Genomic DNA, 24,149 nt, shown 5'->3' on the forward strand with positions numbered 1-24,149 from the left:
CTTGTTTGAGCATGATCTTATTCGGAAAACCGCTTCGCACTTTCCCGGATCATGCTCTAGGCCGCAGCCTTCTTCTCGTCACGCAATTCGCGACGCAGGATCTTGCCGACATTGGTCTTCGGCAAATCGGTCCTGAACTCGATCTGCTTCGGCACCTTGTAGGCGGTGAGCTGGGTGGCGCTGAACTTGATGATGTCCTCCGCCGTGACGTTCGGGTCCTTCTTGACCACGAACGCCTTGACCGCCTCGCCGGACTTGGCATCGGGCACGCCGATCACGGCACATTCCAGCACGGCCGGATGGCTCGCGATCACTTCCTCGATCTCGTTCGGATAGACGTTGAAGCCGGAGACCAGGATCATGTCCTTCTTGCGGTCGACGATCTTGGTGTAGCCCTTCTCGTCCATCACGCCGATGTCGCCGGTGCGAAAATAGCCGTCCGCGGTCATCACGCGCGCGGTCTCGTCGGGCCTGTTCCAGTAGCCTGACATCACCTGCGGGCCCTTGGCGCAGATCTCGCCGGCCTGGCCGATCGGCAGCTCGTTGCCGTCGTCGTCGCGGATCGAGATCCAGGTCGACGGGACCGGAAGGCCGATCGTCCCGGAGAACTCCTCGATCGTGGCGGGATTGCACGTCAGGGTCGGCGACGTCTCCGACAGGCCATAGCCTTCCGACAATGAGACGCCCGTGACCTTCAACCATTTTTCGGCGACCGACCTCTGCGTTGCCATGCCGCCGCCATTGGCGATCTTCAGTTTGGAGAAGTCGAGCTTGTCGAATCCGGGCGTGTTCAACAGGCCATTGTAGAGGGTGTTGACCGCCGGGAAGAAGCTGACCTGGTACTTCGACAGTTCCTTGACGAAGCCCGCCATGTCGCGCGGATTCGGAATCAGCAGATTGGTGCCGCCGGCCCGCATGCCGAGCAGATAGCACGCGGTGAGCGCGAAGACGTGATAGAGCGGCAGCGCGCAGACGATGACCATCTGCTCGACGATCGGCGGCTTCGCCAGCGCCGGCTGCAACCAGGCGTCGTTCTGCAGCACGTTGGCCAGGATGTTGCGGTGGCGCAGGGTCGCGCCCTTGGAGACGCCGGTGGTGCCGCCGGTATATTGCAGGAAGGCGACGTCATCGAGCGTCAGCACAGGCTTGTTGAGCCTGGCGGCGCGGCCGGCCGACAGCGCTTCGTTGAAGCCGACGGCGCCCGGGATCGACCAGGCCGGCACCATCTTCTTCACCCGGCGCACCACCAGGTTGACGATCACGCCCTTGAAGCCGAGCAGGTCGCCCATGCTGCCGACGATGACGTGCTTCACCGCGGTGTTGGCCAGCACCTTCTGCACCGTGGTGGCGAAGTTCTCCAGCACGATGATCGCCTCGGCGCCGGAATCCTTCAGCTGGTGCTCGAGCTCGCGCGGGGTGTAGAGCGGATTGACGTTGACCACGGCATAGCCGGCGCGCAGCACGGCTGCGGTCGCGACCGGATATTGCAGCACGTTCGGCATCATCAGCGCGACCCGCGCGCCCTTCTGCAGGCCCTTGCTTTGCAGATAGGCGCCGAGGGCCGTCGACATCTCGTCCAGCTCGCGATAGGTGATCGCCTTGTCCATGCAGATGAACGCCTTGCGATCGGCGAACTTCTTGAAGCTCTCTTCCAGCAGTTCGACCAGCGACGAATATTGCGTGACGTCGATATCGGCGGGCACGCCGGCCGGATAATGCTTGAGCCAGATGCGCTCCATGATGGTCTTTCCCCTCTCTTATAAACTTGGCTGATATCCCGGATTGTTTCCGGGTTTCTCGACCCTTGGTCGTATTATTCTTGGCCGCGGTATTTCGGGCAGTATTGAGCGATGCCGCGGCCGATGGCAAGCCGCTGCGCGCTATCGACGCATTGCGAGATCGGAGGGGGTGACGCGCTGTTAGCCGGCCGGTTTGGCGTCGGCTTTCGGCTTGTCGGCAGCTTTCGGCTTCGCAGCAGGCTTTGCCGCCGCCGGCTTGCCGGCAGGCTTTGCGGCGGCCGGCTTGTTCGCAGCCGGCTTCGCAGCTGCGGCATCGGGCTTGGCATCGGGCTTGGCGTTGGCGTGGCGCACGGGCTTGGCCGCCGGCTTGCTGTCGGATTTGGCCGCGCTCTTGGCCTCGCCCTTCGCGTCATCGGCCGCATCGGGCTTCTTGCCCGCGACGCGGCTGTGCTTGCCCTTGCCGCGCTTGACCGCCGGCTGCGCCTTCTCGGTGTCGGCCTCGACCGCGGCGATCAACGCAGCACCGGTCTTGGTCGGCCCCGTATAAACCACGACCGGTTCGGAGGCCGCCGCCGGCTGCGCCAGCAGGTCGGCCGGTTTTGCCGGCATCGCGGCCTGCAGGCCGGAGGCGAAGAAGCTCACGCCGCCGTCGCCATTGGTGCTCGCGCCTGCGGCGCTGGCAATGGTGTCTTCGCCGTCCTCGTCGCTGGCGGGCCGCTTGTGCTTGGGGCCGCACATCTCCTCGCGCAGGTTCGGCGGCGTGGAATCGATCGGCACCAGATTGTCGACGGTGCCGAGCGAGGGCCGCAGCCACGCCAGCCCGTTATTGGCAAAGCCGCGATCCAGAAGCTGCGCGGCGCGGATCGCGCGCATGCGGCCCGAGGAGGCGCCGAGCACCACGGCGATCAGCCGCCTGCCGTCGCGCGTCGCCGAGGCCACCAGATTGTAGCCGGAGGCGCAGATGAAGCCGGTCTTGAAGCCGTCGGCGCCGGGATAGCGGCCGATCAGCTTGTTGAAGTTCTGGGTAATGCGGCGGCCGAACCGGATCGAGGGGATGTGGACGAAATACTCGTATTCCGGCAGGTCGCGGATGATGGCGCGGGCGAGGATCGCCATGTCGCGCGCCGAGGTGATCTGGCCGTCGGCGGGCAGGCCGTTCGGGTTGACGTAGCTGGTTTGCGTCATGCCGAGCTTTTGCGCGGTCTGGTTCATCATCCCGGCAAAGCCGTCGATCGAACCGCCGATGCCTTCGGCCAGCACCACGGCCATGTCGTTCGCCGACTTCACCAGCATCATCTTCAGCGCGTTGTCGACGGTGACCTGGGTGCCCGGCCGCAGGCCCATCTTCGAGGGCGATTGCGATGCGGCGTTCGGTGACACCGTGAGCAGCGTGTCGAGCGAGACGCGGCCGTCCTTGACCGCCTTCAGCGTCACATAGGCGGTCATCAACTTGCTGAGCGAAGCCGGATACCACGGCATCGTCGCGTTGTCGGCCTGCAGCACCTTTCCACTATCGGCCTCGATCACGAGAAGTGCCTCGGCTTGCGCCATTTGCGGCGTTGCGACGGCGAGCATCGCGACGGCCAGAATCCATTTCAATGACGGGCGAGGAAAATGCACGAATCCGGTTCCGGTCCTTTGAGACCCGCCTTCAAAAAGGAGGTCTTGCGATTGCGACGTACGGGTTTCAAGCGTGTCCGGCGCCGCGTTGCGGCGACGCAAACCCTATACCGGCTTGCCAGCAGAGAACAGAGGCCGGCGCATTATATCGTGGACGAAATCGGCTGAATTTCGGCAGCCGTCTCAATTGGAAACGGAAGATTTATGGTGTCTCGATGCTGGCACGCGCCTGCTCCTGAACCATGAACTGGGCCCGTGCGAGATCGGCAAAACGGCCGCCTTTTGCCACCAGTTCATCAAAAGTTCCGCTTTCGATCACCCGTCCCTGCTCGAACAGCAGGATGCGGGTGGCGTGGCGGATGGTCGAGAGGCGGTGCGCGATCACAAAGGTGGTGCGGCCCTTCATCACTTCGTCGAGAGCAGCGTTCACCTTGGCCTCGGTGACGGCGTCGAGCGCGCTGGTCGCCTCGTCGAGGATCAGGATCGGCGGATCCTTCAACAGCGCACGCGCGATCGACAGCCGCTGACGTTCGCCGCCTGAGAGCATGCGGCCGCGCTCGCCGGCATGGGTCTCGAACTTCTTGTCGCTGCGCTCGATGAAATCCAGCGCCTGCGCGCGCGCCGCGGCGGTACGCAGCTCCTCATCGGTCGCATCGGGCTTGCCGACGCGAAGGTTCTCGGCAAGCGAACGGTTGAACAGCAGCGCCTCCTGGAACACGACGCCGATGTTCCGCCGCAGCGCCGTCAGCTTCATCGCGCGGATGTCCATCCCGTCGATCTTGATGATGCCGGATTGCGGGTCGAATGCGCGATGCAGCAGCGCGATCGCGGTGGACTTGCCGGCGCCGGTCGAGCCGACCAGCGCGATGGTCTGGCCCGGCAACGCGGTGAAGGAGAGGTCCTCGACCGCCGGCCGCTTGCCGTCATAGGAGAACGAGACGTCGTTGAACTCGACGAGGCCCGACAGCCGTCCGGGATCGATCGCGCCGGGCCGGTCGCGCACCGCCGGCACCGCGTCGAGCACGTCGAAGAACTCCTGCAGCCGCGGCGCTTCCATGAAGACGTTGTTGATGAAGCTCACCACCTGTTCGAGCTTCTGGATCAGCATGGTGGCGAACGAGACGAACATCACGATCTCGCCGACCGTGGTGAGGCCTTCATTGTGGAGCGCGATGCCGACCGTGAAGATCGCCAGCACCGTGATGGTGGTCGAGGCGCGCGTGATCACGGTGACCAGCGCCCACCAGGACAGCACCGGCATCTGCACCGCGAGCAGATTGTCGGCGACATAGCGCAATCCCTGCACCTCGGAATCGATCCGCACGAAGCTCTGCACCAGCGCGACATTGCCGAGCGCGTCGGAGGCGCGCGCCGACAGGTCGCTGTAATAGGCCTCGACCTCGCTCTGCATGCCGTAGGTCTTGCGCACCACCAGCGTGGTCAGCACGGTGAACACGACGCACAGCACGAACAGCAGGATCGCGAGCCGCCAGTTGATGTAGAGCGCGAGCGGCAGCAGCACGATCAGCGACATGATCGCGGCGAAATGCTCGCGGAAGAAGCCGAGCCAGAGCCGCCACAGCGCATCGGTGCCGTTCAGCATCACCTTCATCAGCCGTCCGGAATGGGTGCCGGAGTGGAAGGTCAGCGGTAGCTGCAGGATGTGCTCGAAATAATCCGTCAGCACCGCTTGGCGCTGGCGGTGCGCCAGCCGGTCGGCCTGCAGTGCCACGATCGCGCTGCAGCCGATCGTGAACAGGCCGAACGCCGCCCAGGCCACCAGCAGCGGCCAAGCCGAGGAGGTCGCGAACAGCCCGGTGACCGGCCGGCCCGACAGCAAGTCGACGATCTTGCCGAACAGAACCGGCTCGGCGAATTGCGCGCCGGCGAGCAGCATGTTGGCGGCAGCGAGGATCCAGCCGAGCCGCGCCTCCTTGCCGAGCAGTTCGAGGACGCGGGTATAGAGACGAAGCATGGACATGCCGGCGGGACTCGTAAGCGGTGGACGCCCGATCAGGCGGGATTCAATCTAATCAGGGTTCGCGATACAGGGCCAGCGGGGACAGCGCGTCATGCTCGGGGTGATGGTCTGAGAAATTGTAGCGAGCAGCCTCCCCACGCCGTCGTCCTGGCGGAAAGCCAGGACCCATAACACCGAGTTCGATTGAGAATGCGATAGTGGCCCCGGCGTCGCACAGCAGCAAGCGGTTGGGGCAATGGGTCCTGGCTTTCGCCAGGACGACGCTCAATACATTCACACTCTCTCGGGGTGACGGCAATTGTGGCGTGCGGCACGGTGCCGTTCGTCAGTGATGCATTCGCGTGCTCTCAATTCACCAACCGGCTATCGATCGGCGGCAGGAATTGGTCGTCGAAGATGTCGGCGGCGTGCGGCCGCGTCTCGAATTTGAAGTCCTCCGCGAGCTGGTCGACCGAGCGCTCGAAGCGCCCCGGCTCGATGCCGCCGAGGCCGTTGCGCTTCACCTCAGCGGTCAGGATGTTGTCGCGGAGGATGGCGGTGAGGCGCTCGAGCTCCAGATCGCGCGAGCCGCCGTCCATCCGGCTCACCACCTCGCCCGCGGCACGGGCAGGGTCCTTGACGGCGACGTTGGTGCCGCCGATCACTGCGCGCACGAACCCCTTCACCGCCTCCGGCTTCGCCGCCGCAAGCCGCGGGCTCACGATCACGGCGAAGCCATAGGCCACGCAGCCGTAGTCGGCGAAGCGCAGCACCGCGAGATCGTCGGCCGGCACGCCGCGATCCCGCAAATTGATCGCGGAGAGATAGGAGAAGCCGGTCACGGCATCGACCTGGCCCGCTGAGAGCATCGGCTCGCGCACCGCGGCGCTGATCGTGTTCTGCTTGACGCTCGCAAGCTTGATGCCGTTCTGCCTGGCGACCGCGGGCCACAGCCGGATCGAGAGGTCGCCCTCGGCGACGCCGAGGCTCTTGCCCTCCATGTCGGTCAGCGTGTTGATGCCGCGGCTCTTGCGGGCAATGATCGCGTAGGGCGCCTGGTTGAACAGCACGAACACCGCCTTGACGGGCGCGGCACCCGGCTTGTCGCGAAAGCGGATCAGCGCGTTGATGTCGACGAGGGCGAAATCGCTCGCGCCGTCGACGACGCGCGCGATGGCATCTGCCGAGCTGGTCGCGACATTGGTGCCGACGTTGAGGCCCTCGGCGCCGAACAGGCCGCCGATCGACGCCATCACGAAGGGTGCGGCGACAGCATCGAGCGGACGGTCGAGCGTGAACTGGATCGAGAGTGGCTGCGGCGGATCGCCGGCGTATAGCGGCGTCAAGGCCGGCCACACGCCGCCCGAAAGGCCGATCATGCCGGCCAGCATCCAGCGCAGAACAGTGGTCCGACTTACCTGCATCATGCCATCCGCGAGGCGAGACAAAGTGCCGCGCCGGCTGCGCGTCTGTTTCACGACATCGAATGCGCCAACGAACGCTGCAGTTCAAGCGTCAATTTCAGGCGCTATTCGCAGGCATCTTGCCCTGGGCAAGGTGAACGGCCGATGACTGGTTTCGACTTCACTTTAGGCTCGTTCAGCTTGCATTCGGTTTGGGGAACCTAATCTGGAGGTGGTGGTTAGCTCAGCAAGGCCCGTCGGGCCGGCTTCCACTAAGGATGACTGCCATGTTTGCGCGAGAAGGTGTTTTTTCGTCCATTGGCCGCGCAGCCACATTGGCAACGGTTGCCGCGGTAGCGTTGACGGCCGTTGAGCCGACGATGGCGTTCGCAGGCTCGGCTCCGGCGGGCAAGACGGCCACGGTGACGACGTCAGAAGGCACGAGCGGTGCGACCGACATCAGCGCGCGCCGTCGTTACTATCGCGGTGGCGGTGGTGGTGCGGCTGCTGCGGCCATGTTCGCCGGGATCGTCGGCACGGGTTTGGCGATCGCCGCGGCCCAGAGCCGCCGCGACTATTACGACTCCTACGGCTACTACGGTGGCCCGGGCTACTACGGCGGTCCCGCCTATTACGGTGGCGGCCCGGTCTATTACGGCGGTGGACCGTATTATGGTTATCACGGCTATTACGGGCGCCGCTCGACGCTACCCTATACGCCGTACTAACGCAGGCTGTTCTCGGAACTGTCACAAATCATCGATCCACCGGCTGCAAGGCCGGTGGATTTTTCAATTGTGCCGTTAACACGCTGGCGACGCGTTTCGATTAGGCTCGAACGATGGGTGATTCGATCGAGCGGCTTTACCAGGCGGTGATCGCGGCCAAGGATCTTGATCCGGCCACGTCGCGCACGGCACGGCTGTTCCGGCGCGGCCCGGCCAAGATGGCCAAGAAGCTCGCCGAGGAAGCGGTCGAGGTCGTGATCGACGCCATCAGTGGCAAGCGTGACGCCGTGGTCCGCGAGAGCGCGGACCTGCTCTACAATCTCACGGTGCTCTGGGCCTCCGCCGGCGTGAAGCCGGAGGATGTCTGGCGCGAGATGGAGCGGCGCGAGCGGCTGCTCGGGATCGCCGAGAAGCTACCGAAGTCGCCGGTCAAGGTCTCCAAGAGCCTGTCCAAGGCCGCGCCGGTCCCGGCGGCGCGGCGTCGAATTGTCGCGCTGGAGAACCGGCTGCGCAAACGGCAGCCGTAAATCAACCAAATTCGGCCCAATCCCGGCATGGACAAATCGGCTCCATGATGGTTCATCGCGCCCATGTTGAAACGGATTTACGACTGGTGCGTCGACGCGGCAGACAAGCCCTACGCACTGTGGATTCTCGCGGCCGTCGCCTTCGCCGAGAGCTCCTTCTTCCCGATCCCCCCCGACATCATGCTGCTGCCGATGTCGCTGGCGCGGCCGAAGCAGGCCTGGTGGTTTGCGGCGGTCTGCACCGTGGCGTCGGTCGCCGGCGGCGTGCTCGGCTACGCCATCGGCGCGCTGCTCTACGACTCGCTCGGGCAGTGGCTGATGCATCTCTACGGCCTCACCGACAAGGTCGACGCGTTCCGTGCCTCCTATGCGGAGTGGGGCGCCATCATCATCCTGCTGAAGGGGCTGACGCCGATCCCCTACAAGCTGGTGACGATCACCTCGGGCTTTGCCGGCTACAACATCTGGCTGTTCATCCTGTGCTCGATCATCGCGCGCGGCGGACGCTTCTTCTTCGTCGCGGTGCTGCTCAACCGCTATGGCGATGTCATCCGCGCCGAGCTCGAGAAGCGGCTCGGCCTGTGGGTCGCGATCGGCGCGATCGTGCTGGTGCTGGGCTTTGTTGTCGCATTCAAGCTGATCTGACCCAAGCTGATCTGACCAAAGTCTAGTCAGCAGCGTCTTTGCCCGCGGACGGCTTCGGACTACGCTCGCTGCGATGGCCGATGGAATCGACGACCGGTGAATCCCGCAAGACTCAATCCCGCCAAGGCGCGCGTTGCGATGGCGGGCCTTGCGCTGTCGATGGCGCTGCCTGCGATCGACGGAGGCTGGGCGCAATCCGCGCCGCCCGCGCTCGGCGTGCAGTCGCCGTCGCCGCAGCCCGCTGAATCCCAGCCGCAACAGATGGAGCTGCCGGCCGCGCCGGTCGAGCGCGAGAACCCAGGGCTGATCAACGAAATCGGCAAGCTGTTGGAGAAGTCGAAGTCGGCGCTGCCGCCGCTGAAGAGCCCCGGCGAGACCCTCAACGACCTCACGAATATCGCGCGCCCCTCGACGGTGGTGACCGGCCGCGCGGCCTGCTTGGTGGCCTCGAACGGCGCGCCGGATTGCAAGATCGGCGCCGACCGGCTGTGCCAGAGCAAGGGCTTCAAGGAGGGCAGGGGCCTCGATACCGACGCGTCAGAGAAATGCTCGCCGCTGGTCTATCTGCCCGGCCACAAGCGCGGCCCGAACGACTGCAAGACGGAAAATTTCGTGACGCGGGCGGTCTGCCAATGAGGCAGGCAATCCCACGTCTGGGATGCCAGACGCCTGCGAAAATGCCGCGCCCGGATGAAGTTTTGTCACCCATTTCGCAGCGCCATAACGCAATACTTGACACTGGAAAGATTCTTGTTGGTATGACGGTCAGCATTCGAGACCAACGACCAACCCTGAGGATCCGCCGCCAATGTCCATCCCTGCTCTGTTCAAGGGCCGCCTGTCTCTTCCCGTGATCGGGGCACCGCTGTTCATCATCTCGGTGCCCGACCTCGTCATCGCCCAGTGCAAGGCCGGCGTGGTGGGCTCGTTTCCGGCGCTGAATGCGCGGCCGCCGGAACTGCTCGACGAATGGCTGTACCGGATCAAGGAAGAGCTCGCCGCCCATGACAAGGCGCATCCGGAGCGGCCGTCGGCGCCGTTCGCGGTCAACCAGATCGTGCACAAGTCGAACAACCGGCTCGATCACGACATGGCGCTTTGCGAGAAGCACAAGGTGCCGATGATCATCTCCTCGCTCGGCGCGCGCGAGGAGATCAACCAGGCCGTCCACGGCTGGGGCGGCATCGTTTTCCACGACGTGATCAACCAGAAGTTCGCCCACAAGGCGATCGAGAAGGGCGCCGACGGCCTGATCCTGGTCGCGGCCGGCGCCGGTGGTCATGCCGGCACGCTATCGCCGTTCCCATTCGTGTCGGAGACGCGGCAGTGGTTCGACGGGCCGATTGCGCTGTCGGGCACCATTGCCAACGGCCGCGCCATCCGCGCCGCGCGCATCATCGGCGCCGACTTCGCCTATATCGGCTCAGCCTTCATCGCGACCAGGGAGGCAAACGCGGTCGAGGGCTACAAGGACATGATTACCAATTCGTCCGCCGAGGACATCGTCTATTCCAATTTGTTCACCGGCGTGCACGGCAATTATTTGAAGCCGTCGATCGTCGCGGCGGGTATGGATCCGGAAAACCTGCCGACGTCAGACCCCTCGAAGATGAGCTTCGGCACCGATGCCTCCGGCGAGCGCGCCAAGCCGAAGGCGTGGAAGGAAATCTGGGGCTCCGGCCAGGGCGTCGGCAGCATCTCCAAGGTGTTGCCCGCGGCCGAGCTGATCGGCCGCTTCAAGAAGGAATACGACGAAGCGGTCGATCCGGCGCTTGCTTGATGGAGCCGATCTTCCGCGTTGACGGCGACCGCGTCGTCACCAGTCCCGATGCCGCAGGTCCGTGGGATCCGCGGATGCAGCACGGCTCCGCGCCGGCGGCGCTGGTGGTGTGGGCGGCCGAAGCCATCCCGACAGCGGCGCCGATGCGGATCGCGCGGGTCACCATCGACCTGATGCGTCCGGTGCCGGTGGCGCCGCTGACGGTGCAGAGCGAGATCCTGCGCGACGGCCGCAAGATCCAGCTCTGCGGCGTCAGGTTGCTCGCCGACGGCGTCCTCGTGGTCTCGGCCACTGTGCTCAAGATCAAGCGTCAGGCGGCCGAGTTGCCGCCTGATATCGCAGCCCTTCCGGTCGATCTGCCGGGGCCGGACCAAAGCATGGCCGAGCCGGGCAATCTCGCCAACAGTCCGTTCGTGAAATGCATCTCGATGCGCGCCGCGCGCGGCCGCTTCGGCGTGATGGGCCCGGGCGCGATCTGGTTCCGCGTCAACCAGCCGCTGATCGCAGGTGCCGCCGTGTCGCAGGCGATGCGCGCGGTGGTCGCCTCGGATTTTTCCAACGGCACCTCGCCGGCGCTCGATTTCAACCAATGGACCTTCATCAACGCCGATCTCACCGTGAGCCTGGCCCGCGAGCCGGTCGGCGACTGGATCCTGCTCGACGGCGAATCCTGGATCGGGCCTGACGGCGCCGGGCTTGCGATGTCGCGGCTCGCCGATGTCAGCGGCTATTTCGGCCGGGCGGTCCAGAGCCTCGTCATCGAGCGGCGCTGACCTGCGCTTCTCCAACCTCCCCTTGAAAAGGGGAGGTCGCTTTGCTCGCGAGAGCAAAGCGGGTGGGGATCTGTTCTCTCCACTTGCCGCGGAGCCTGTGGCTGACCCCATTCCCGACCTTCCCCCTTTCAGGGGGAAGGAGAAAACCGGCCACGCCTCCTGTGCATGGGGTTGTTTCACCGTTTTCGGTGCCGGGCCGCGCCAAGCGACTGGCCCTGCGACAAAAATAACCTCGCTGCGCTGGAACGGTTGGCCGCACCAGCGAGTTTCGCTCCCGTTAGGGGGCCCCATGACGCGTATCGATCCCGCCGCCGGCACCGTGGCATTGGCCGCCCGGCGGCTTCGTGCTGGGCCGGCCGGTCTCGTTGCCCGGCCGCCGCAGGGGTGGACGCGGTGAAGCCCGGCCCGTCCTCGGAACGCGCGGTCATCCTCGCCGCGAGCGAGCGGGACGCCGTCAAGACCGCCCATCTGATCAAGGAAGCCGGCTACTACGCAAATATCTGCGGCGATCTCGCCGAGCTCGAGCGCCAGGTCGCAAGCGGCGCGGGCCTTGCCATCATTGCCGATGAGGCGATCCGGACCGCCGACCTTGCCGGCCTGACGCGCTGGCTCAATGCGCAGCCGTCATGGTCGGATTTCCCGATCGTGCTGATGAGCGAGGCCGGGCCTCCCGAGCGGAATCCGGAAGCGGCGCGGCTCGGCCGCGCGCTCGGCAACGTCACCTTCATCGAGCGTCCGTTTCACCCGACCACGCTGGTGAGCCTGGTTGCCTCCGCAGTGCGCGGCCGTCGCCGCCAGTACCAGACCCGCCAGATCCTCGAGGACCTGACCGAGAGCGAAGATTTGTTGCAGACCGCGCTCAACGCCGGCCATCTCGGCGCGCTCGAGGTCCATCTGCCCGATTTCGAGCTCGAGGCGTCGCCGACCTGCAAGGCCTTCTTCGGGCGCCGGCCCGGCGATCCCTTCACCTATCAGGATCTGCTGGATTCGGTGCATCCCGACGACCGCGCCCGCCGGTCCGAAACCGTCGATCAGACGCTGCGCACCGGCGCGGACTACCGGATCGAATATCGCAACATCTGGCCTGACGGCACCCAGCACTGGGTCGATGTCCGCGCCCGTGCGGTGCGCCGGCCCGACGGCAGCATCCGCTCGCTGGTCGGGGTCTGCTCCGACATCACCGCGCGCAAGACCGCGGAGATCGAGCGCGAGGCGCTGCTGGCGCAGCTCGCCGCCGAGCGCACCGCGCTTGCCGAGCTCACCGCGACGCTGGAGCAGCGGGTCGAGCAGCGCACCGCCGACCTGATGAAGGAGGTCGCCGCGCGCGAGCGGGCGCAGGAGCAGCTCCGCCATGCCCAGAAGATGGAGGCGATCGGCCAGCTCACCGGCGGCGTCGCGCACGACTTCAACAATCTGTTGATGGCGGTGATGGGCAATCTCGATCTGCTGCGCAAGCGGATGCCGGAGGATCCGCGGCTGCGCCGGCTGGTCGACGGTGCGTTGCAGGGCGCCGAGCGCGGGGCTTCGCTGACGCAGCGACTGCTGGCGTTCGCGCGGCAGCAGGATCTGCGCGCGGTGCCGGTCGATCTCGGCACGCTGGTGCGCGACATGAGCAACCTCTTGGAGCGTTCGCTCGGACCGCGCATCGCGCTGCGGCTCGACATTCCCGAGGGGCTGCCGCCGGCCTGCGTCGATACCAACCAGCTCGAGCTGGCGGTCCTCAACCTGGCGATCAATGCGCGCGACGCGATGCCGGATGGTGGTGTGATCGAGATCCGCCTCGCGGCCTCGCAAGTCAAGAACGATCCGGTGCTGCGGCCGGGCAATTACCTGAAACTGTCGGTCGTCGACAGCGGCAGCGGCATGTCGCCGGAGGTGTTGAAGCGGGCGATCGAGCCGTTCTTCTCGTCAAAGCCGGTAGGCAAGGGCACCGGGCTCGGCCTCTCGATGGTGCATGGGCTCGCGGTGCAGCTCGGCGGCGCGCTGCAGCTGTCGAGCGCGGTCGGCAAGGGCACCACGGCTGCGCTGGTACTGCCGGTCGCGACAACGGCACCGGCGGTCGAGAGCGCGGCGCTCGCGCCGCAGACGCTCAAGCGCTCGGCGGTGATCCTGCTGGTCGATGACGATGCGTTGATCGCGATGTCGACCATGGAGATGCTGGAGGACCTCGGTCATCGCGTGATCGGCGTCCATTCCGGACCGCAGGCGCTCGACATCCTCAGGACCGATCAGGAGATCGACCTCATGATGACCGATCACGTGATGCCCGGCATGACCGGCGTCGAGCTCGCCGCGGCCGCGCGCAAGCTGCGACCAAACCTCCTCGTGCTGCTCGCCACCGGCTATGCCGAATTGCCCGACGGCATCCAGCTCGACCTGCCGCGGCTGGCAAAACCCTATCATCAGGATCAGCTGCGCGAGCGGCTCGATCAGTTGCTGGGGCAGGAGGCGAAGCAGCACGCCGCTGCGGCGGATGCCGACAGTCTTGCCGCGCCTTCCACTCTTTCCCCGTCACCCTGAGGAGCCGCGAAGCGGCGTCTCGAAGGGTGACGGCCCGGCTTCCGCCGCAGTGGAGACGCACGCTGAAAGATCGGGGCCGTGCATCCTTCGAGGCGCGCAAGAGCGCGCACCTCAGGATGACGGTGATAGGCTTGGAGCTGTGCGCGCAGCCGCGCCTTCACCCCACCATGCGATCGCGGCCGGACCAGAAGCGGGCCTTCAGCACCTTCTTGTCGACCTTGCCGACGCCGGTCAACGGCAGCTCCCTGACGAACTGGATCTGCTTCGGCGCGTGCGCCGATCCCTTCCTTGCCTTGACGAGGCCGATCAGCTCGTCGGCGTTGGGCACCGCGCCCTCGCGCGTCACCACGACGGCGGTGACGGCCTCGCCCCATTTGTCGTCGGGCACGCCGACCACGGCGACCATCGCCACATCGGCGTGCTGCGACAGCACATCCTCGACCTCGCGCGGGAAGATGTTGAAGCCGCCGGAGACGATCATGTCCTTCTTGCGGTCGAGGATGAACATGTAGCCGCGCTCGTCCTTGCGCGCGATGTCGCCGGTGTGCAGCCAGCCGCTCTTCAGCGTCTCCGCCGTGATGTCGGGCCGCTTCCAGTATTCGGCCATCACGTGGGTGGCGCGGACGCAGATCTCGCCGGCCTCGCCGGTTGCAACCTCCTGGTCGTCCTGATCGAGGATCTTGACCTGGCAGGCGGCGATCGGGAAACCGCAGGACAGGAACAGTTCCGGCGTCTTCGGATCATGGTCGGCCTTGCGCAGCACCGAGACCGGATAGCACTCGGTCTGGCCGTAGAGCTGCGAGAACACCGGGCCGATCCGCTCGATGCCCTCGACCAGCCGGCTCGGCGACATCGCGGACGCGCCGTAGAGCAAGAGCTCGAGCGAGGAGAGGTCGGTTTTCGCCAGCGCGGGATGATCCAGCATCACATAGATCATGGTCGGCACGAACAGCGTGAAGTTGATCTTCTCGCGTTCGATGGTCTTGAATACCGCCTCCGGATCGAATCCCTTCAGCATGTGCACGGTGCCGCCGCGCATCAGCGTCGGCAGCACTTTTGTACCCGCGACATGGCTGATCGGGGCCACCGTGAGGTAGCGCGGCGTCGCGGGGATCTCGAAGTCCGCGAGGATGGCTGCGGCGAAGCCGCCATATTCGCGGTGAGTGCGCAGCGCGCCCTTGGATTTGCCGGTCGTGCCGCCGGTGTAGTTCAAGGTCGAGATGTCGTCCTCGCGGGCGAAGTTCTTCGCGGTCGCGCTGCCGGCATCCTCGACCACGCGCAACAGGTCGGCGCCGTAATCCGCCGGGCCAAGCGTGAACACGGTCTTCAGGCCCTGCGCTTTCGCCGCGAGCTCGCCGCCGCGGTCGCGGAACGTGACGCCGTCGACGATCAGCATCTCGGCTTCGGAGTCCTCGATCTGGAATAGCTGGTCGTCGAGCGAGCCGAGCGGATGCAGCCAGGTGATCGCGAGCCGCGACAATTGCGCGGCGACGCCGGCGCACCAGCTGTCGGCGCGGTTGGCGGTGAGCATCGCGACGCGGGTGCCCGGCGCAAAGCCGAGCCGCATGAACACGCTCTGCATCCGTCCGATCAGGTCGGTCGCGCCCTGATAGCTGAGCGAGCCGCCCGGCCATGCGAAGGCGGTGCGTGACGGATAGCGCGCCAGCGCCCGCAGGGTCTGCTCGCACACCGCCGGAAATGCATGGAGCGGATTGCTCATGTCGTGGTCTCCTCCCGCTTTGTCTTTGGCCTCTCGCGTGCCAATGTTGGCGGCAACGCTAACACAATGATGCAGGGATGAAACAACTTGCCCGCTGATCCTCTCGCGCGTTTTCGCGATCGCCTTCGGTTGCCGCTGATTGCGGCGCCGATGTTTCTGGTCTCCGGTGTCGAACTGGTGGTCGCCGCCTGCCGCAACGGCGTGATCGGTTCGTTTCCGACGGTGAATTGCCGTGAGACGGAACAGCTCGATGCATGGCTCGGTGACATCGAGGGCCGCTTGCAGGCGCATGAAGACGCGAGCGGCCAGGCCGCGGCGCCGATCTGCCCGAACCTGATCGTGCATCGCTCCAACGCGCGGCTGCAGCAGGATCTCGTCGTGCTGCTGCAGCACAGGCCCGAGCTTGTGATCACCTCGGTCGGCTCACCGGCGCCGGTGCTTGGCCCCCTGCACGACGCCGGCGCGCTGGTGTTTGCCGACGTTGCCTCGATCCGCCATGCCGAACGCGCGGTGGCTGCCGGCGTCGACGGGCTGGTGCTGCTGACTGCGGGTGCCGGCGGGCAGACCGGCTGGCTCAATCCGTTCGTGTTCGTCCGCGCGGTGCGCGGCTTCTTCGACGGCCCGATCGTGCTCGCCGGCGGCATCAGCGACGGCCACGCGCTGCGCGCCGCGGAGGCGCTCGGCTGCGAGCTGGCCTATATGGGCACCAAGTTCATCGCGACGCGCGAGAGCATGGCGGATGCGAGGTACAAGCAGATGCTGGTCGAGGCGACCGCCGACGACATCCTGCTGACGACGGCGTTCACCGGCTTGCAGACCAACATGCTGCGGCCCTCGATCGAGGCCGCCGGCCTTGATCCCGACGACCTGCCGACGCGCGGCGCGATCGATATCGGCAAGGACATCGACATCGGCGCCCGCGAAAGCCGGCCGAAACGCTGGCGCGACATCTGGAGCGGCGGTCACTCCACCTCGGGAGTGACCGGGGTGCTCGGCGTCGACGAGCTCGTGGCGCAGACCATCGCGGAATACGAGGCGGCGAGCGCGCGGGTGCGGCTGGCCTGATCATTCAAGTCCCGCCTGTTCGCTTAACCCGGCATTAACCATGCCAGTCCCAACTATGCGTCACGGGATGGTCCGCCGCCACGGCCGGCCGCCCGGCAGTTGTGGGAATGCGACATGGCTCTTCAGGCGCTCTCCAAGACCCCGGCCTCGCTCGACGAACTCCGGACCCGGGTGTTTTACGCCCTGCAACGGCATCCGCTGTGCCGTCAGGTTGAATTCGACATCGTCAGCACGCCGCGCACCCGCCGCACCAACTGGACCGTCAGCATGCATTCGGTCCAGCCCGGCGCGCTCTGGACGGCGCACGAGATCGTCGCCGACATCCAGGAAGCCTACGAGCTTGATGCCGCGGCCTGATTGTTCGGGCCGTTTCGGGACGATTTCACCTATTTGGCGCCGTCACGGCACGCTAACGCCGCATTTCGCGCGCAGTTTGAGGCGATACCGGCCGGCAATGGAGTAATTTTTGACCAGAGCCATCACCCTCGTCGCCCTGACCTGCTTCCTGCTCGCCGGCGCCGCGATCACAGCCATTTTGGGCCGTGACAGTCTTCCGGCGGCGCAGGCCGACTTCGGTCCGGTTGCCAACCGTGCCAGCAAGCAGGACAAGCTTGCGGTTACGACGCTTGCCGCGGCCTCCTTTGACGTACCCGCCAAGCCGGCCGAGCCCCCCGCCAATCCGTCGCCGCTTTTGCTGCGGGCGCAAGCGGCGATACCGGGCGCGACCGATACGGTTCGCCAGGCTTACGCGTCGGCCGAGCCCGCCGATATCGGCCTGCCAAAGCTCAATGATGGCGTCGATGCGGCTCAGCCCAAGCTCGCCGAGCCCGCACCGGTCGCACCCGCAGCGCCGCCGAAACCCAAGGCCGCCGCCAAGCCGGCGCCGCAAAAGACTTATGCCCTGCTCAGCGATGCCCAGATCGCCGGCATCAAGGACCGGCTCAAGCTATCGTCGTCGCAGGAATATTACTGGCCGGCGGTCGAGACCGCGCTGCGTGCCGTCGCGCGCAAGATCCACGCCAAGCGCCAAGGCGATCCGGCTTCGGGCACCATGCCGATCGATCCAGATTCCGAGGAAGTCCAGCAGCTCAAGTCGGCTGCGATGCCGCTGCTGTTCCAGCTGCGCGAGGACCAGAAGAACGAGGTCCGCTCGCTGGCGCGCCTGATCGGCCTCGAGCGCGTCGCCGCGATGATCTGAGCGCAAGGGCGAGCGAGGGTCGGTCGAGCCGAACCTGCGTTCCGCTATCCCGAGCGCGCCTCCAGCGGCCGCAGCTTCTCCACCTTGTTCTGGGTTTCGACCAGCAGCTGCTTCATGAAATCCTTGTTGCGCTTCAGCCAGGGCTCCAGCGTCTGCCTGACATCGCCGGGCGACTTCTTCTCGATGGCCTGCGCAAGCCGGGTCTGAAACGTCCCCCAATCCTTGAACATCTCCTTCAAGAGCGCATCGTCGGAGATGTTGATCGCCGACTTGATGTCGCCGACCGTTTCGAGCTCGCGCATGTTGCCCTGCCGCAGGATCGAATCCAGGTTCTCCAGGCATTCGTGGTAGCGCGCGAGCAGGTCGTCCCATCGCTTGGCGGTGACGTCATCGTCGAGGTCCTCGACGGCGTTGTACAGCGGCTCGAGGAACGACCATCGGAAGCGCCGCGCCAGCCGCAGCAGGATCGACAGGAAGACGATGTCCTTCGGCATGTTCTGCGCAACCATCAGCCTTGGATCCTCGCTGAATGGCGGCATCGGCACGAAGATGATGACGACCGAGAACGGCGTGCTGTCGAGATATTCGAGCCGGGCGATCACCGGCTGGTACAGCTTCAGATCGCGAAAGATCGGGCTCAGGACCTGCTCGCGGCTGCGCCGGCTGGCAATATCCACGTCGGCGAACGAGTTCGCGACATAGCTCGTCAGTTCGTCGAGCCAGGCGCCGCTGTCGTAGCGGTTTTGCGCGCTGAGCAGATCCTCCCAGTCGAGATCGGCCGTATCGGGACCGGACAGCAGCGTGGTGGTGGCGGCGTCCGCCTCGAGTTTCGCATCCTTCAGGAAGCCGCGCGCGCGGTCCGCAGGCGGCAATGTCCGCAGCGTCTCGGCCTTCTGCCGGAACGACAGCTCGTCGCTGAACACGATGCGCAGCCGCAGGCGGAACAGCTCTTCGGGGCGGGTGATCTGCATGAACTGCGCGTGCAGATCCTTCGCCGCCTCGTTGAAGTCGCGGGCGTGGTTGGCATTGAGCCGCGGCCTGAGCGGGGCGACGCCGAAGGTCGGCCTCACGAACAAATCTTCGAGAAAACGCCGGACGTCATCCTCGCCGATGCCGTAGAACTCGTTTTCCGCCAGCATCGGGAACGACGGCGATGCGTCGACCGAGAACCACAACACCTTCGAGGTGAGCTTCAGCGCGCGTTTGTAGCCGTCGAACTGCGAAATCTCGGACGCACACCAGGTCCAATTGTGCTCGGCATTGGTGTGGATGAAGATCAAGCAATCGGCCTTTGCCGTGTTGTCGATCATCCACTGACGCCATTCCGAGCCGCCCGGGATTTCCTCGCAGACGAAACATTCCACCGGACGCTGGCCGTCCAGGCTGCTGAGATATTCGAGCCGCGCCTTCAACAGGCGCGCGAGAAATCTGTCTTCGGCGCGATGGCTGATAAAGACCGAGAAATCGTTTGGCATGGCAAAATCCGATCTGCATGAAATTGGTGCGACGGCTGGCCGGGTCTCGTTGCGCGTCTCGCTGCGGATCGAATGATAGCGCGCTCTTGAAATTTGCGGTCGTCCGGCGAGAAAAAGAAAAGTCTCCTGCCAGTGAACTACCTCACTATACCCTAGGATGTATGGGGTGCATGATGTTTGCCGCGAGGAGCCGCGCGCTCGAAAATTGCCGTGCTCCGGCGTCGAATGGATAAAATTGTCGACAAGTCGGTGTATCGATCTGGGGCGTTGCTCATGTCATGACTTGATGCCGTCGCGCTCGGAAGCGCGTCCAATCGAGTCTTTGGCCGCGATCGGCCGGTCGCGTCGACATCAGCAAATCTCAATGTTCTGCGGGGGCAATCATGCCGAAGACCAGGCAGCAGCATCTCGATCGCGAGGCCGGACCGAAGCGGATCCTGGCGCTCGACGGCGGCGGCATTCGCGGCATCCTGACGCTCGAATATCTGGCCGCGATCGAGGCGATGTTGCGCGACCGCTACAACAAGCCCGACCTGCTGTTGTGCGATTATTTCGATCTGATCGGCGGCACCTCGACCGGATCGATCATCGCGGCCGGGCTCGCCTGCGGCATGACCGTGGACGCCTTGAAGACACTCTATCGCGGCATCGGCACCGACATCTTCCAGGAATCGTTCTGGCGGCGGGGGTTGCTGGCGCCGAAATTCGACTCCGACGCCTTGCAGCGCGCGCTCGATGCGCAGCTCGGCGCCGATACCGTGCTCGGCGGCGACCGCGTCCGCACCGGCCTGATGATCATGACCAAGCGGCTCGATACCGGCAGTCCCTGGCCGCTGCATAACAATCCGGACGCAGTCTTTGCGAAGCAGGACGGCGCATTGCGGCTGACGCAGGTCGTTCGTGCCTCGACCGCGGCGCCGACCTATTTCAAACCCGAGGAGATCACGATCTCGGCGCGCGACGGTCACACGGTCAATGGCGCCTTCGTCGACGGCGGCGTCAGCCCGTTCAACGATCCGGCGCTGCAACTTTTGATGCTCGCGGCGCTCCATGGCCACGGCTTTCGCTGGCATACCGGCAAGGACAGGCTGCTGTTGATCTCGGCCGGTACGGGCGAATTCCGCTCCACCTATTCGGCCGAGCAGATCGTCCGCATGCCGGCGGCGGAGCAGGGCGTGCGATCGCTGCAGTCGCTGATGGACGATTGCAGCCGGCACAATCACGGCATGCTGCAATGGCTGACCGATTGCCTGACGCCGTGGCCGATCGATCGCGCGGTGACCGATATGATTGCCGACAGCCAGCGCGGGCCGCAGCTCGCGACCTATGCGCGCTACAACGTGCTGCTGGAGACCACCTGGCTGAACGAGATGCTCGGCATCGCGTGGACGCCGGGCGCGCTGGCGAAGATCGCGGCGATGGACGACCCGACGAACATGGACGAGCTCGCCGGGATCGGCAAGGGCGCTGCGAAGCAGCAGGTCAAGCCGGAACATTTCCCGCAGGCCTTCGATCTCACGTGATGCGGCGCGGCGTCACGACACGCCGATCCCGCCTTTCGACAAGGATTTCGCCTTCAGCTAAGTTCGGCACCTGGACACAATGATCCAGTCATGAGTCGAGGTGTCGCGATGGCTACGGAACAAGACGCCAAGTCGCCGAACACGGTGGTTCTCTTCAGCGGTCACATGATCGATGCGCCGGATCGAAAAACGCCACGCTTTCCACCTGACAAGGCGCCCAAGGCCGCCGCTGCGATCGCCACCGCGCTGGAGCGGATCGGGGTCCGCGAAGGCGATCTTGCAATCTGCGGCGGCGCTTGCGGCGGGGACCTGTTGTTTGCGGAAGCCGCGCTCGCGCGGCGCATGCGGCTTGAAATCTACATTCCGTTTGACGAGCCGACCTTCCTCGCCGGCTCGGTGGATTTCGCCGGAGGCGATTGGCGCGCGCGGTATTTCGCCGCCAAATCGCAGGCGACGCTCCACGTCATGCCCGACGAGCTCGGGCCGTTGCCGCCCGGCGAGAACGCCTACGAGCGGGACAATCAATGGATGCTGGAGCGCGCCGCGCGCTTCGGCGGCGAGAGAATGGCCTTCATCTGCCTGTGGAACGGCGAGGGCGGCGACGGTCCGGGCGGTGCGAAGCACCTGATGGAAGAGGCCGGCCGCAAGACGACGTGGATCTACTGGCTCGATACGAGAAAATTATGGGACTGAGGGAATTGCAACATGCCGTCGTGTTTTATGATCATGCCCTATGGCCGAAGGGCGACGCAGAATGAAACGGGGCTTGGACCCGCGGATATTGATTTCAACGCACTTTGGGATCGCGGCTATGTTCCCGTCATCAGGGATCTGGGTTATGAGCCGGTACGCGCCGACCAGGACACCAGCGGACTGATCATCAGCGAAATGCTGGAACGGCTCTACTTCGCCGATCTCGTGCTGGCCGACATGACCATTCCGAACGGAAATGTCTATTACGAAGTCGGCATTCGCCATGCCGCGCAGAAGACAGGCTGTGTCCTGCTTGCGGCGGACTGGTCCAAGCAATTGTTCGATGTCGCGCAGATGCGGACTGTCCGCTACCCGCTGCCCGAAGGCGACATCAATCCCGCCACTGCCGCCGCGTTCCAGGCCAAAATCAAGGGGGAGATCGAATTTCGCCGTAACGGAATCTCGCCGATGCACCAATCGATCCCGGGCTATCCCACTGCCGTCGATCCTCGCAAGGCTGTCACGACGCGAGACCAGCTTGCCGAGCAGGCCGCGTTCCAGACCAAGATACGCGCGGTGCGTGCTGCACCCGCGGTCGAGCGCATGAAACGGGTCCAGGCGTTGATCGCCGCCGATGGAAATCCGCCCGCGACCTATGCGAAGGCGCTCGCCCTGCTGCTGCTGCTGCGTGACTGCGTCGATACTACCGCCGACTGGAACGTCGTGCTGGGCTACATCAAGAGCCTTCCCGACCGTTTCGCGGACGAGCCCGAAGTGAAGGAAAACCGCGCGTTCGCTGCGGCTCAGGTCGGTAACGAGATCGAGGCCATTGCCGAGATCCAAACGCTGATCGACTTCGCGGGACCGACGCCGGAACGCCTTGGCCTGATGGGTGGTCGCTACAAGCGGCTTGCCAAGGCGGCAAGGGCAAGCGCCGCCGAGAGGAGGCAGGCGCTCGCAAAGGCAATCGAATGCTACGCGCAGGGAATGGAGCTCGATCTCAACGCCTATTATTGCTCCAGCAATCTGCCGCGTCTCTATCGCGCGCGGGAGGCTGCTGGAGACGAGGAGCGTGCGCAGACGGCTCTCCGGTTGACGATCGCCGCTTGCGAACGTGCCAAGCGGCTGCAAGTCGCCGACGAATGGCTGCGTCCGACGCTGCTTACCGCGGCCTTCGATCTCGGTGAGCCCGACAAAGCCGGGCAACTGGCCGATGACGAGCTGAACGAAGGCCCGGCGGCATGGAAACTCGATACCATTCGCGCCGATCTTGAAACCACCGTTGCGCAGGTGACGGACGCCGCAAAGCGGGCGCAGCTGTCTGCCATCATCGACAGGATCAAGGCATGCTGATCGCAGTGCGGCCCGCATCCATCTCAGCCCAGCCGCATCGACAGCTCGACGTCCTCGGCGAACGGCACCGAAATGTAGCCGCTTGCCGGCAAGCGCACCCGCGCCAGATAGTCGGGACTGTCGTCGGCATTGTCGGCGACCACGAAGGCGCCGGACTTCAGCCGGCCCTGCACCAGATCGAGGATATCGGAATACAGCGCCTTGGCGCCGTCGAGTAGCACGAGGTCGATCGTATCCGGCAGATCGCTGCGCAGCGTCGTGAGCGCATCGCCCTCGCGGATCTCGACCAGGTCGTCGAGCCCGCCGGCGACGAGGTTGTCGCGGGCGCGCTTGACCTTGGACGGTTCGAACTCGCTGGTGATCAGGCGCCCGCCGCCATTGTCGCGCAGCGCGGCGGCGAGGTGCAGTGTCGAGATGCCGAACGAGGTGCCGAACTCGATGATGGTCCGCGCCCGCGCGCCACGCGCCAGCATGTAGAGCAGCGCACCGGTCTGGCGCGAGACCGCGAGCGGTACATTGTTGAGGCGGCCGTACAGCGCGCGGTAGTCGGTCTTGCTGCGCATCAGGCGCTCCTGTTCCTCATCGGAAAGGTCGGCCACCGCGAGCTGGGTGTCTTCCACTGCTGCGGAAGCCTGCGCGAACAGGCGGTCGAGCAGGCCAGCGAGCTCAGGTGAAGCGAGAATGGTCATGTGGTCTCCGGTCTGTCAGCGGCGCGTCCTTGCGCCTCGCCTGAAATACGAATAATTATTCGCATTCGCTAATCGCATTCCCCAAGGTGCCCATACGACGTCCATGACCAAACGGCGAAGCTCTTCAGTTTCCTCGCGAAAACAGCCGCAACAGGCCCGCTCGACGGAACTCGTCGCGGCGATTCTCGAGGCGGCTGTTCAGGTTTTGACGAAGGAGGGCGCGCAGCGTTTCACCACGGCGCGGGTGGCCGAGAAGGCGGGCGTCAGCGTCGGCTCGCTGTACCAGTATTTTCCGAACAAGGCGTCGATCCTGTTCCGGCTGCAGAGCGACGAGTGGCGGCAGACCACCGGCCTGCTGCGGGAGATTCTCGAAGATGGCGGGCAGCCGCCATTGCTGCGGCTGCGCGCGCTGGTGCACGCGTTCATCCGTTCCGAATGCGAGGAGGCCGCAGTGCGCGGCGCGCTGAGCGACGCCGCACCGCTCTATCGTGACGCGCCGGAGGCGCGCGAGGCGCGGGCATCTGGCGCGCGCACCGTCGAGATCTTCATGCGCGAGGCCTTGCCGAAGGCATCCGGCGCGGTCCGCGCCATGGCCGGTGATCTGATCTCGACGACGCTGAGCGCGGTCGGCAAGGATTTTTCGGAGAGCCCGCGAAGTCGGGCCGAGATCGAGAGTTATGCCGACGCCATGGCCGACATGTTCTGCGCCTATCTGAGAAGCCTCGGAAAGCGCTGACG

At 65.2% G+C, this 24,149-nt stretch carries 21 protein-coding genes; 14 read left to right on the plus strand and 7 right to left on the minus strand.

Features of this window, described 5'->3' with window-relative positions:
* Positions 1–56: 56 nt before the first annotated feature.
* The 4 genes from ACVIW0_RS04285 to ACVIW0_RS04300 form a co-directional block, all read right to left on the minus strand.
* A complete protein-coding gene (locus tag ACVIW0_RS04285; RefSeq protein WP_461351198.1) occupies positions 57–1,739 on the minus strand; it encodes a long-chain-fatty-acid--CoA ligase in 1,683 nt (560 codons plus the stop codon).
* Between the two features lie 180 nt (positions 1,740–1,919).
* Positions 1,920–3,359, minus strand: coding sequence for a D-alanyl-D-alanine carboxypeptidase family protein (locus tag ACVIW0_RS04290; RefSeq protein WP_461351199.1), 1,440 nt, complete (start codon positions 3,357–3,359; stop codon positions 1,920–1,922).
* Positions 3,360–3,561: 202 nt separating this feature from the next.
* Positions 3,562–5,340, minus strand: a complete 1,779-nt coding sequence (locus tag ACVIW0_RS04295; RefSeq protein ID WP_461351200.1) for a glucan ABC transporter ATP-binding protein/ permease — start codon at positions 5,338–5,340, stop codon at positions 3,562–3,564.
* Positions 5,341–5,687: 347 nt separating this feature from the next.
* Positions 5,688–6,743 (minus strand): ABC transporter substrate-binding protein, encoded by a 1,056-nt coding sequence (locus tag ACVIW0_RS04300; protein ID WP_461351201.1) that lies wholly within the window; start codon positions 6,741–6,743, stop codon positions 5,688–5,690.
* Positions 6,744–7,009: 266 nt separating this feature from the next.
* Here ACVIW0_RS04300 and ACVIW0_RS04305 point away from each other — a divergent pair, with 266 nt between their 5' ends.
* The 7 genes from ACVIW0_RS04305 (at position 7,010) to ACVIW0_RS04335 (ending at position 13,695) form a co-directional block, all read left to right on the plus strand.
* Entirely contained in the window at positions 7,010–7,450 is a 441-nt protein-coding gene (locus ACVIW0_RS04305; RefSeq protein ID WP_461351202.1) for a hypothetical protein, read from the plus strand.
* 113 nt (positions 7,451–7,563) lie between these two features.
* Positions 7,564–7,977, plus strand: coding sequence for a phosphoribosyl-ATP diphosphatase (gene hisE, locus ACVIW0_RS04310; protein WP_461351203.1), 414 nt, complete (start codon positions 7,564–7,566; stop codon positions 7,975–7,977).
* A gap of 63 nt (positions 7,978–8,040) precedes the next feature.
* On the plus strand, positions 8,041–8,622 hold the full coding sequence (locus ACVIW0_RS04315; protein WP_461351204.1) for a YqaA family protein: 582 nt from the start codon (positions 8,041–8,043) through the stop codon (positions 8,620–8,622).
* A 96-nt stretch (positions 8,623–8,718) separates the two neighbouring features.
* Positions 8,719–9,258, plus strand: coding sequence for a hypothetical protein (locus ACVIW0_RS04320; RefSeq protein WP_461351205.1), 540 nt, complete (start codon positions 8,719–8,721; stop codon positions 9,256–9,258).
* Between the two features lie 172 nt (positions 9,259–9,430).
* Complete coding sequence (locus ACVIW0_RS04325) at positions 9,431–10,402, plus strand: NAD(P)H-dependent flavin oxidoreductase (RefSeq protein WP_461351206.1); 972 nt, start codon at positions 9,431–9,433, stop codon at positions 10,400–10,402.
* Positions 10,402–11,175, plus strand: coding sequence for a thioesterase family protein (locus tag ACVIW0_RS04330; RefSeq protein WP_461351207.1), 774 nt, complete (start codon positions 10,402–10,404; stop codon positions 11,173–11,175). Before ACVIW0_RS04325 ends, ACVIW0_RS04330 begins: the two co-directional genes overlap by 1 nt.
* Before the next feature lie 393 nt (positions 11,176–11,568).
* The gene (locus ACVIW0_RS04335; RefSeq protein ID WP_461351208.1) at positions 11,569–13,695 is read left to right on the plus strand and encodes an ATP-binding protein; all 2,127 of its coding nucleotides are present in this window, start codon (positions 11,569–11,571) and stop codon (positions 13,693–13,695) included.
* Positions 13,696–13,852: 157 nt separating this feature from the next.
* On the opposite strand, the gene ACVIW0_RS04340 is transcribed toward ACVIW0_RS04335, so the two are convergent.
* On the minus strand, positions 13,853–15,415 hold the full coding sequence (locus ACVIW0_RS04340) for an AMP-binding protein (protein WP_461351209.1): 1,563 nt from the start codon (positions 15,413–15,415) through the stop codon (positions 13,853–13,855).
* Between the two features lie 87 nt (positions 15,416–15,502).
* Here ACVIW0_RS04340 and ACVIW0_RS04345 point away from each other — a divergent pair, with 87 nt between their 5' ends.
* The 3 genes from ACVIW0_RS04345 to ACVIW0_RS04355 all read left to right on the plus strand — a co-directional run bounded on the left by ACVIW0_RS04345 (position 15,503) and on the right by ACVIW0_RS04355 (position 17,678).
* A complete protein-coding gene (locus ACVIW0_RS04345) occupies positions 15,503–16,480 on the plus strand; it encodes an NAD(P)H-dependent flavin oxidoreductase (protein WP_461351210.1) in 978 nt (325 codons plus the stop codon).
* A 114-nt stretch (positions 16,481–16,594) separates the two neighbouring features.
* Positions 16,595–16,837: a hypothetical protein gene (locus ACVIW0_RS04350; RefSeq protein ID WP_456752164.1), complete on the plus strand. Its 243-nt coding sequence runs from the start codon at positions 16,595–16,597 to the stop codon at positions 16,835–16,837.
* A 109-nt stretch (positions 16,838–16,946) separates the two neighbouring features.
* Positions 16,947–17,678 carry a hypothetical protein gene (locus tag ACVIW0_RS04355; protein WP_461351211.1) on the plus strand — a complete coding sequence of 244 codons (732 nt, stop codon included), beginning with the start codon at positions 16,947–16,949 and terminating at the stop codon, positions 17,676–17,678.
* A 44-nt stretch (positions 17,679–17,722) separates the two neighbouring features.
* Here ACVIW0_RS04355 and ACVIW0_RS04360 read toward each other — a convergent pair whose 3' ends face one another.
* Entirely contained in the window at positions 17,723–19,153 is a 1,431-nt protein-coding gene (locus tag ACVIW0_RS04360; RefSeq protein WP_461351212.1) for a toll/interleukin-1 receptor domain-containing protein, read from the minus strand.
* Positions 19,154–19,536: 383 nt separating this feature from the next.
* Between ACVIW0_RS04360 and ACVIW0_RS04365 the strand changes: the two genes are divergently transcribed.
* The 3 genes from ACVIW0_RS04365 to ACVIW0_RS04375 all read left to right on the plus strand — a co-directional run bounded on the left by ACVIW0_RS04365 (position 19,537) and on the right by ACVIW0_RS04375 (position 22,722).
* Positions 19,537–20,676: a patatin-like phospholipase family protein gene (locus ACVIW0_RS04365; protein ID WP_461351213.1), complete on the plus strand. Its 1,140-nt coding sequence runs from the start codon at positions 19,537–19,539 to the stop codon at positions 20,674–20,676.
* A gap of 108 nt (positions 20,677–20,784) precedes the next feature.
* The gene (locus ACVIW0_RS04370) at positions 20,785–21,369 is read left to right on the plus strand and encodes a hypothetical protein (RefSeq protein WP_461351214.1); all 585 of its coding nucleotides are present in this window, start codon (positions 20,785–20,787) and stop codon (positions 21,367–21,369) included.
* Between the two features lie 27 nt (positions 21,370–21,396).
* The gene (locus ACVIW0_RS04375) at positions 21,397–22,722 is read left to right on the plus strand and encodes a tetratricopeptide repeat-containing protein (RefSeq protein WP_461351215.1); all 1,326 of its coding nucleotides are present in this window, start codon (positions 21,397–21,399) and stop codon (positions 22,720–22,722) included.
* A gap of 23 nt (positions 22,723–22,745) precedes the next feature.
* On the opposite strand, the gene ACVIW0_RS04380 is transcribed toward ACVIW0_RS04375, so the two are convergent.
* Positions 22,746–23,411, minus strand: a complete 666-nt coding sequence (locus ACVIW0_RS04380) for an O-methyltransferase (RefSeq protein ID WP_461351216.1) — start codon at positions 23,409–23,411, stop codon at positions 22,746–22,748.
* A gap of 103 nt (positions 23,412–23,514) precedes the next feature.
* On the opposite strand from ACVIW0_RS04380, the gene ACVIW0_RS04385 reads away from it, so the two are divergent.
* Positions 23,515–24,147: a TetR family transcriptional regulator gene (locus ACVIW0_RS04385; RefSeq protein WP_461351217.1), complete on the plus strand. Its 633-nt coding sequence runs from the start codon at positions 23,515–23,517 to the stop codon at positions 24,145–24,147.
* Positions 24,148–24,149: the final 2 nt, after the last annotated feature.

The organism is Bradyrhizobium sp. USDA 4454 (assembly GCF_054822705.1).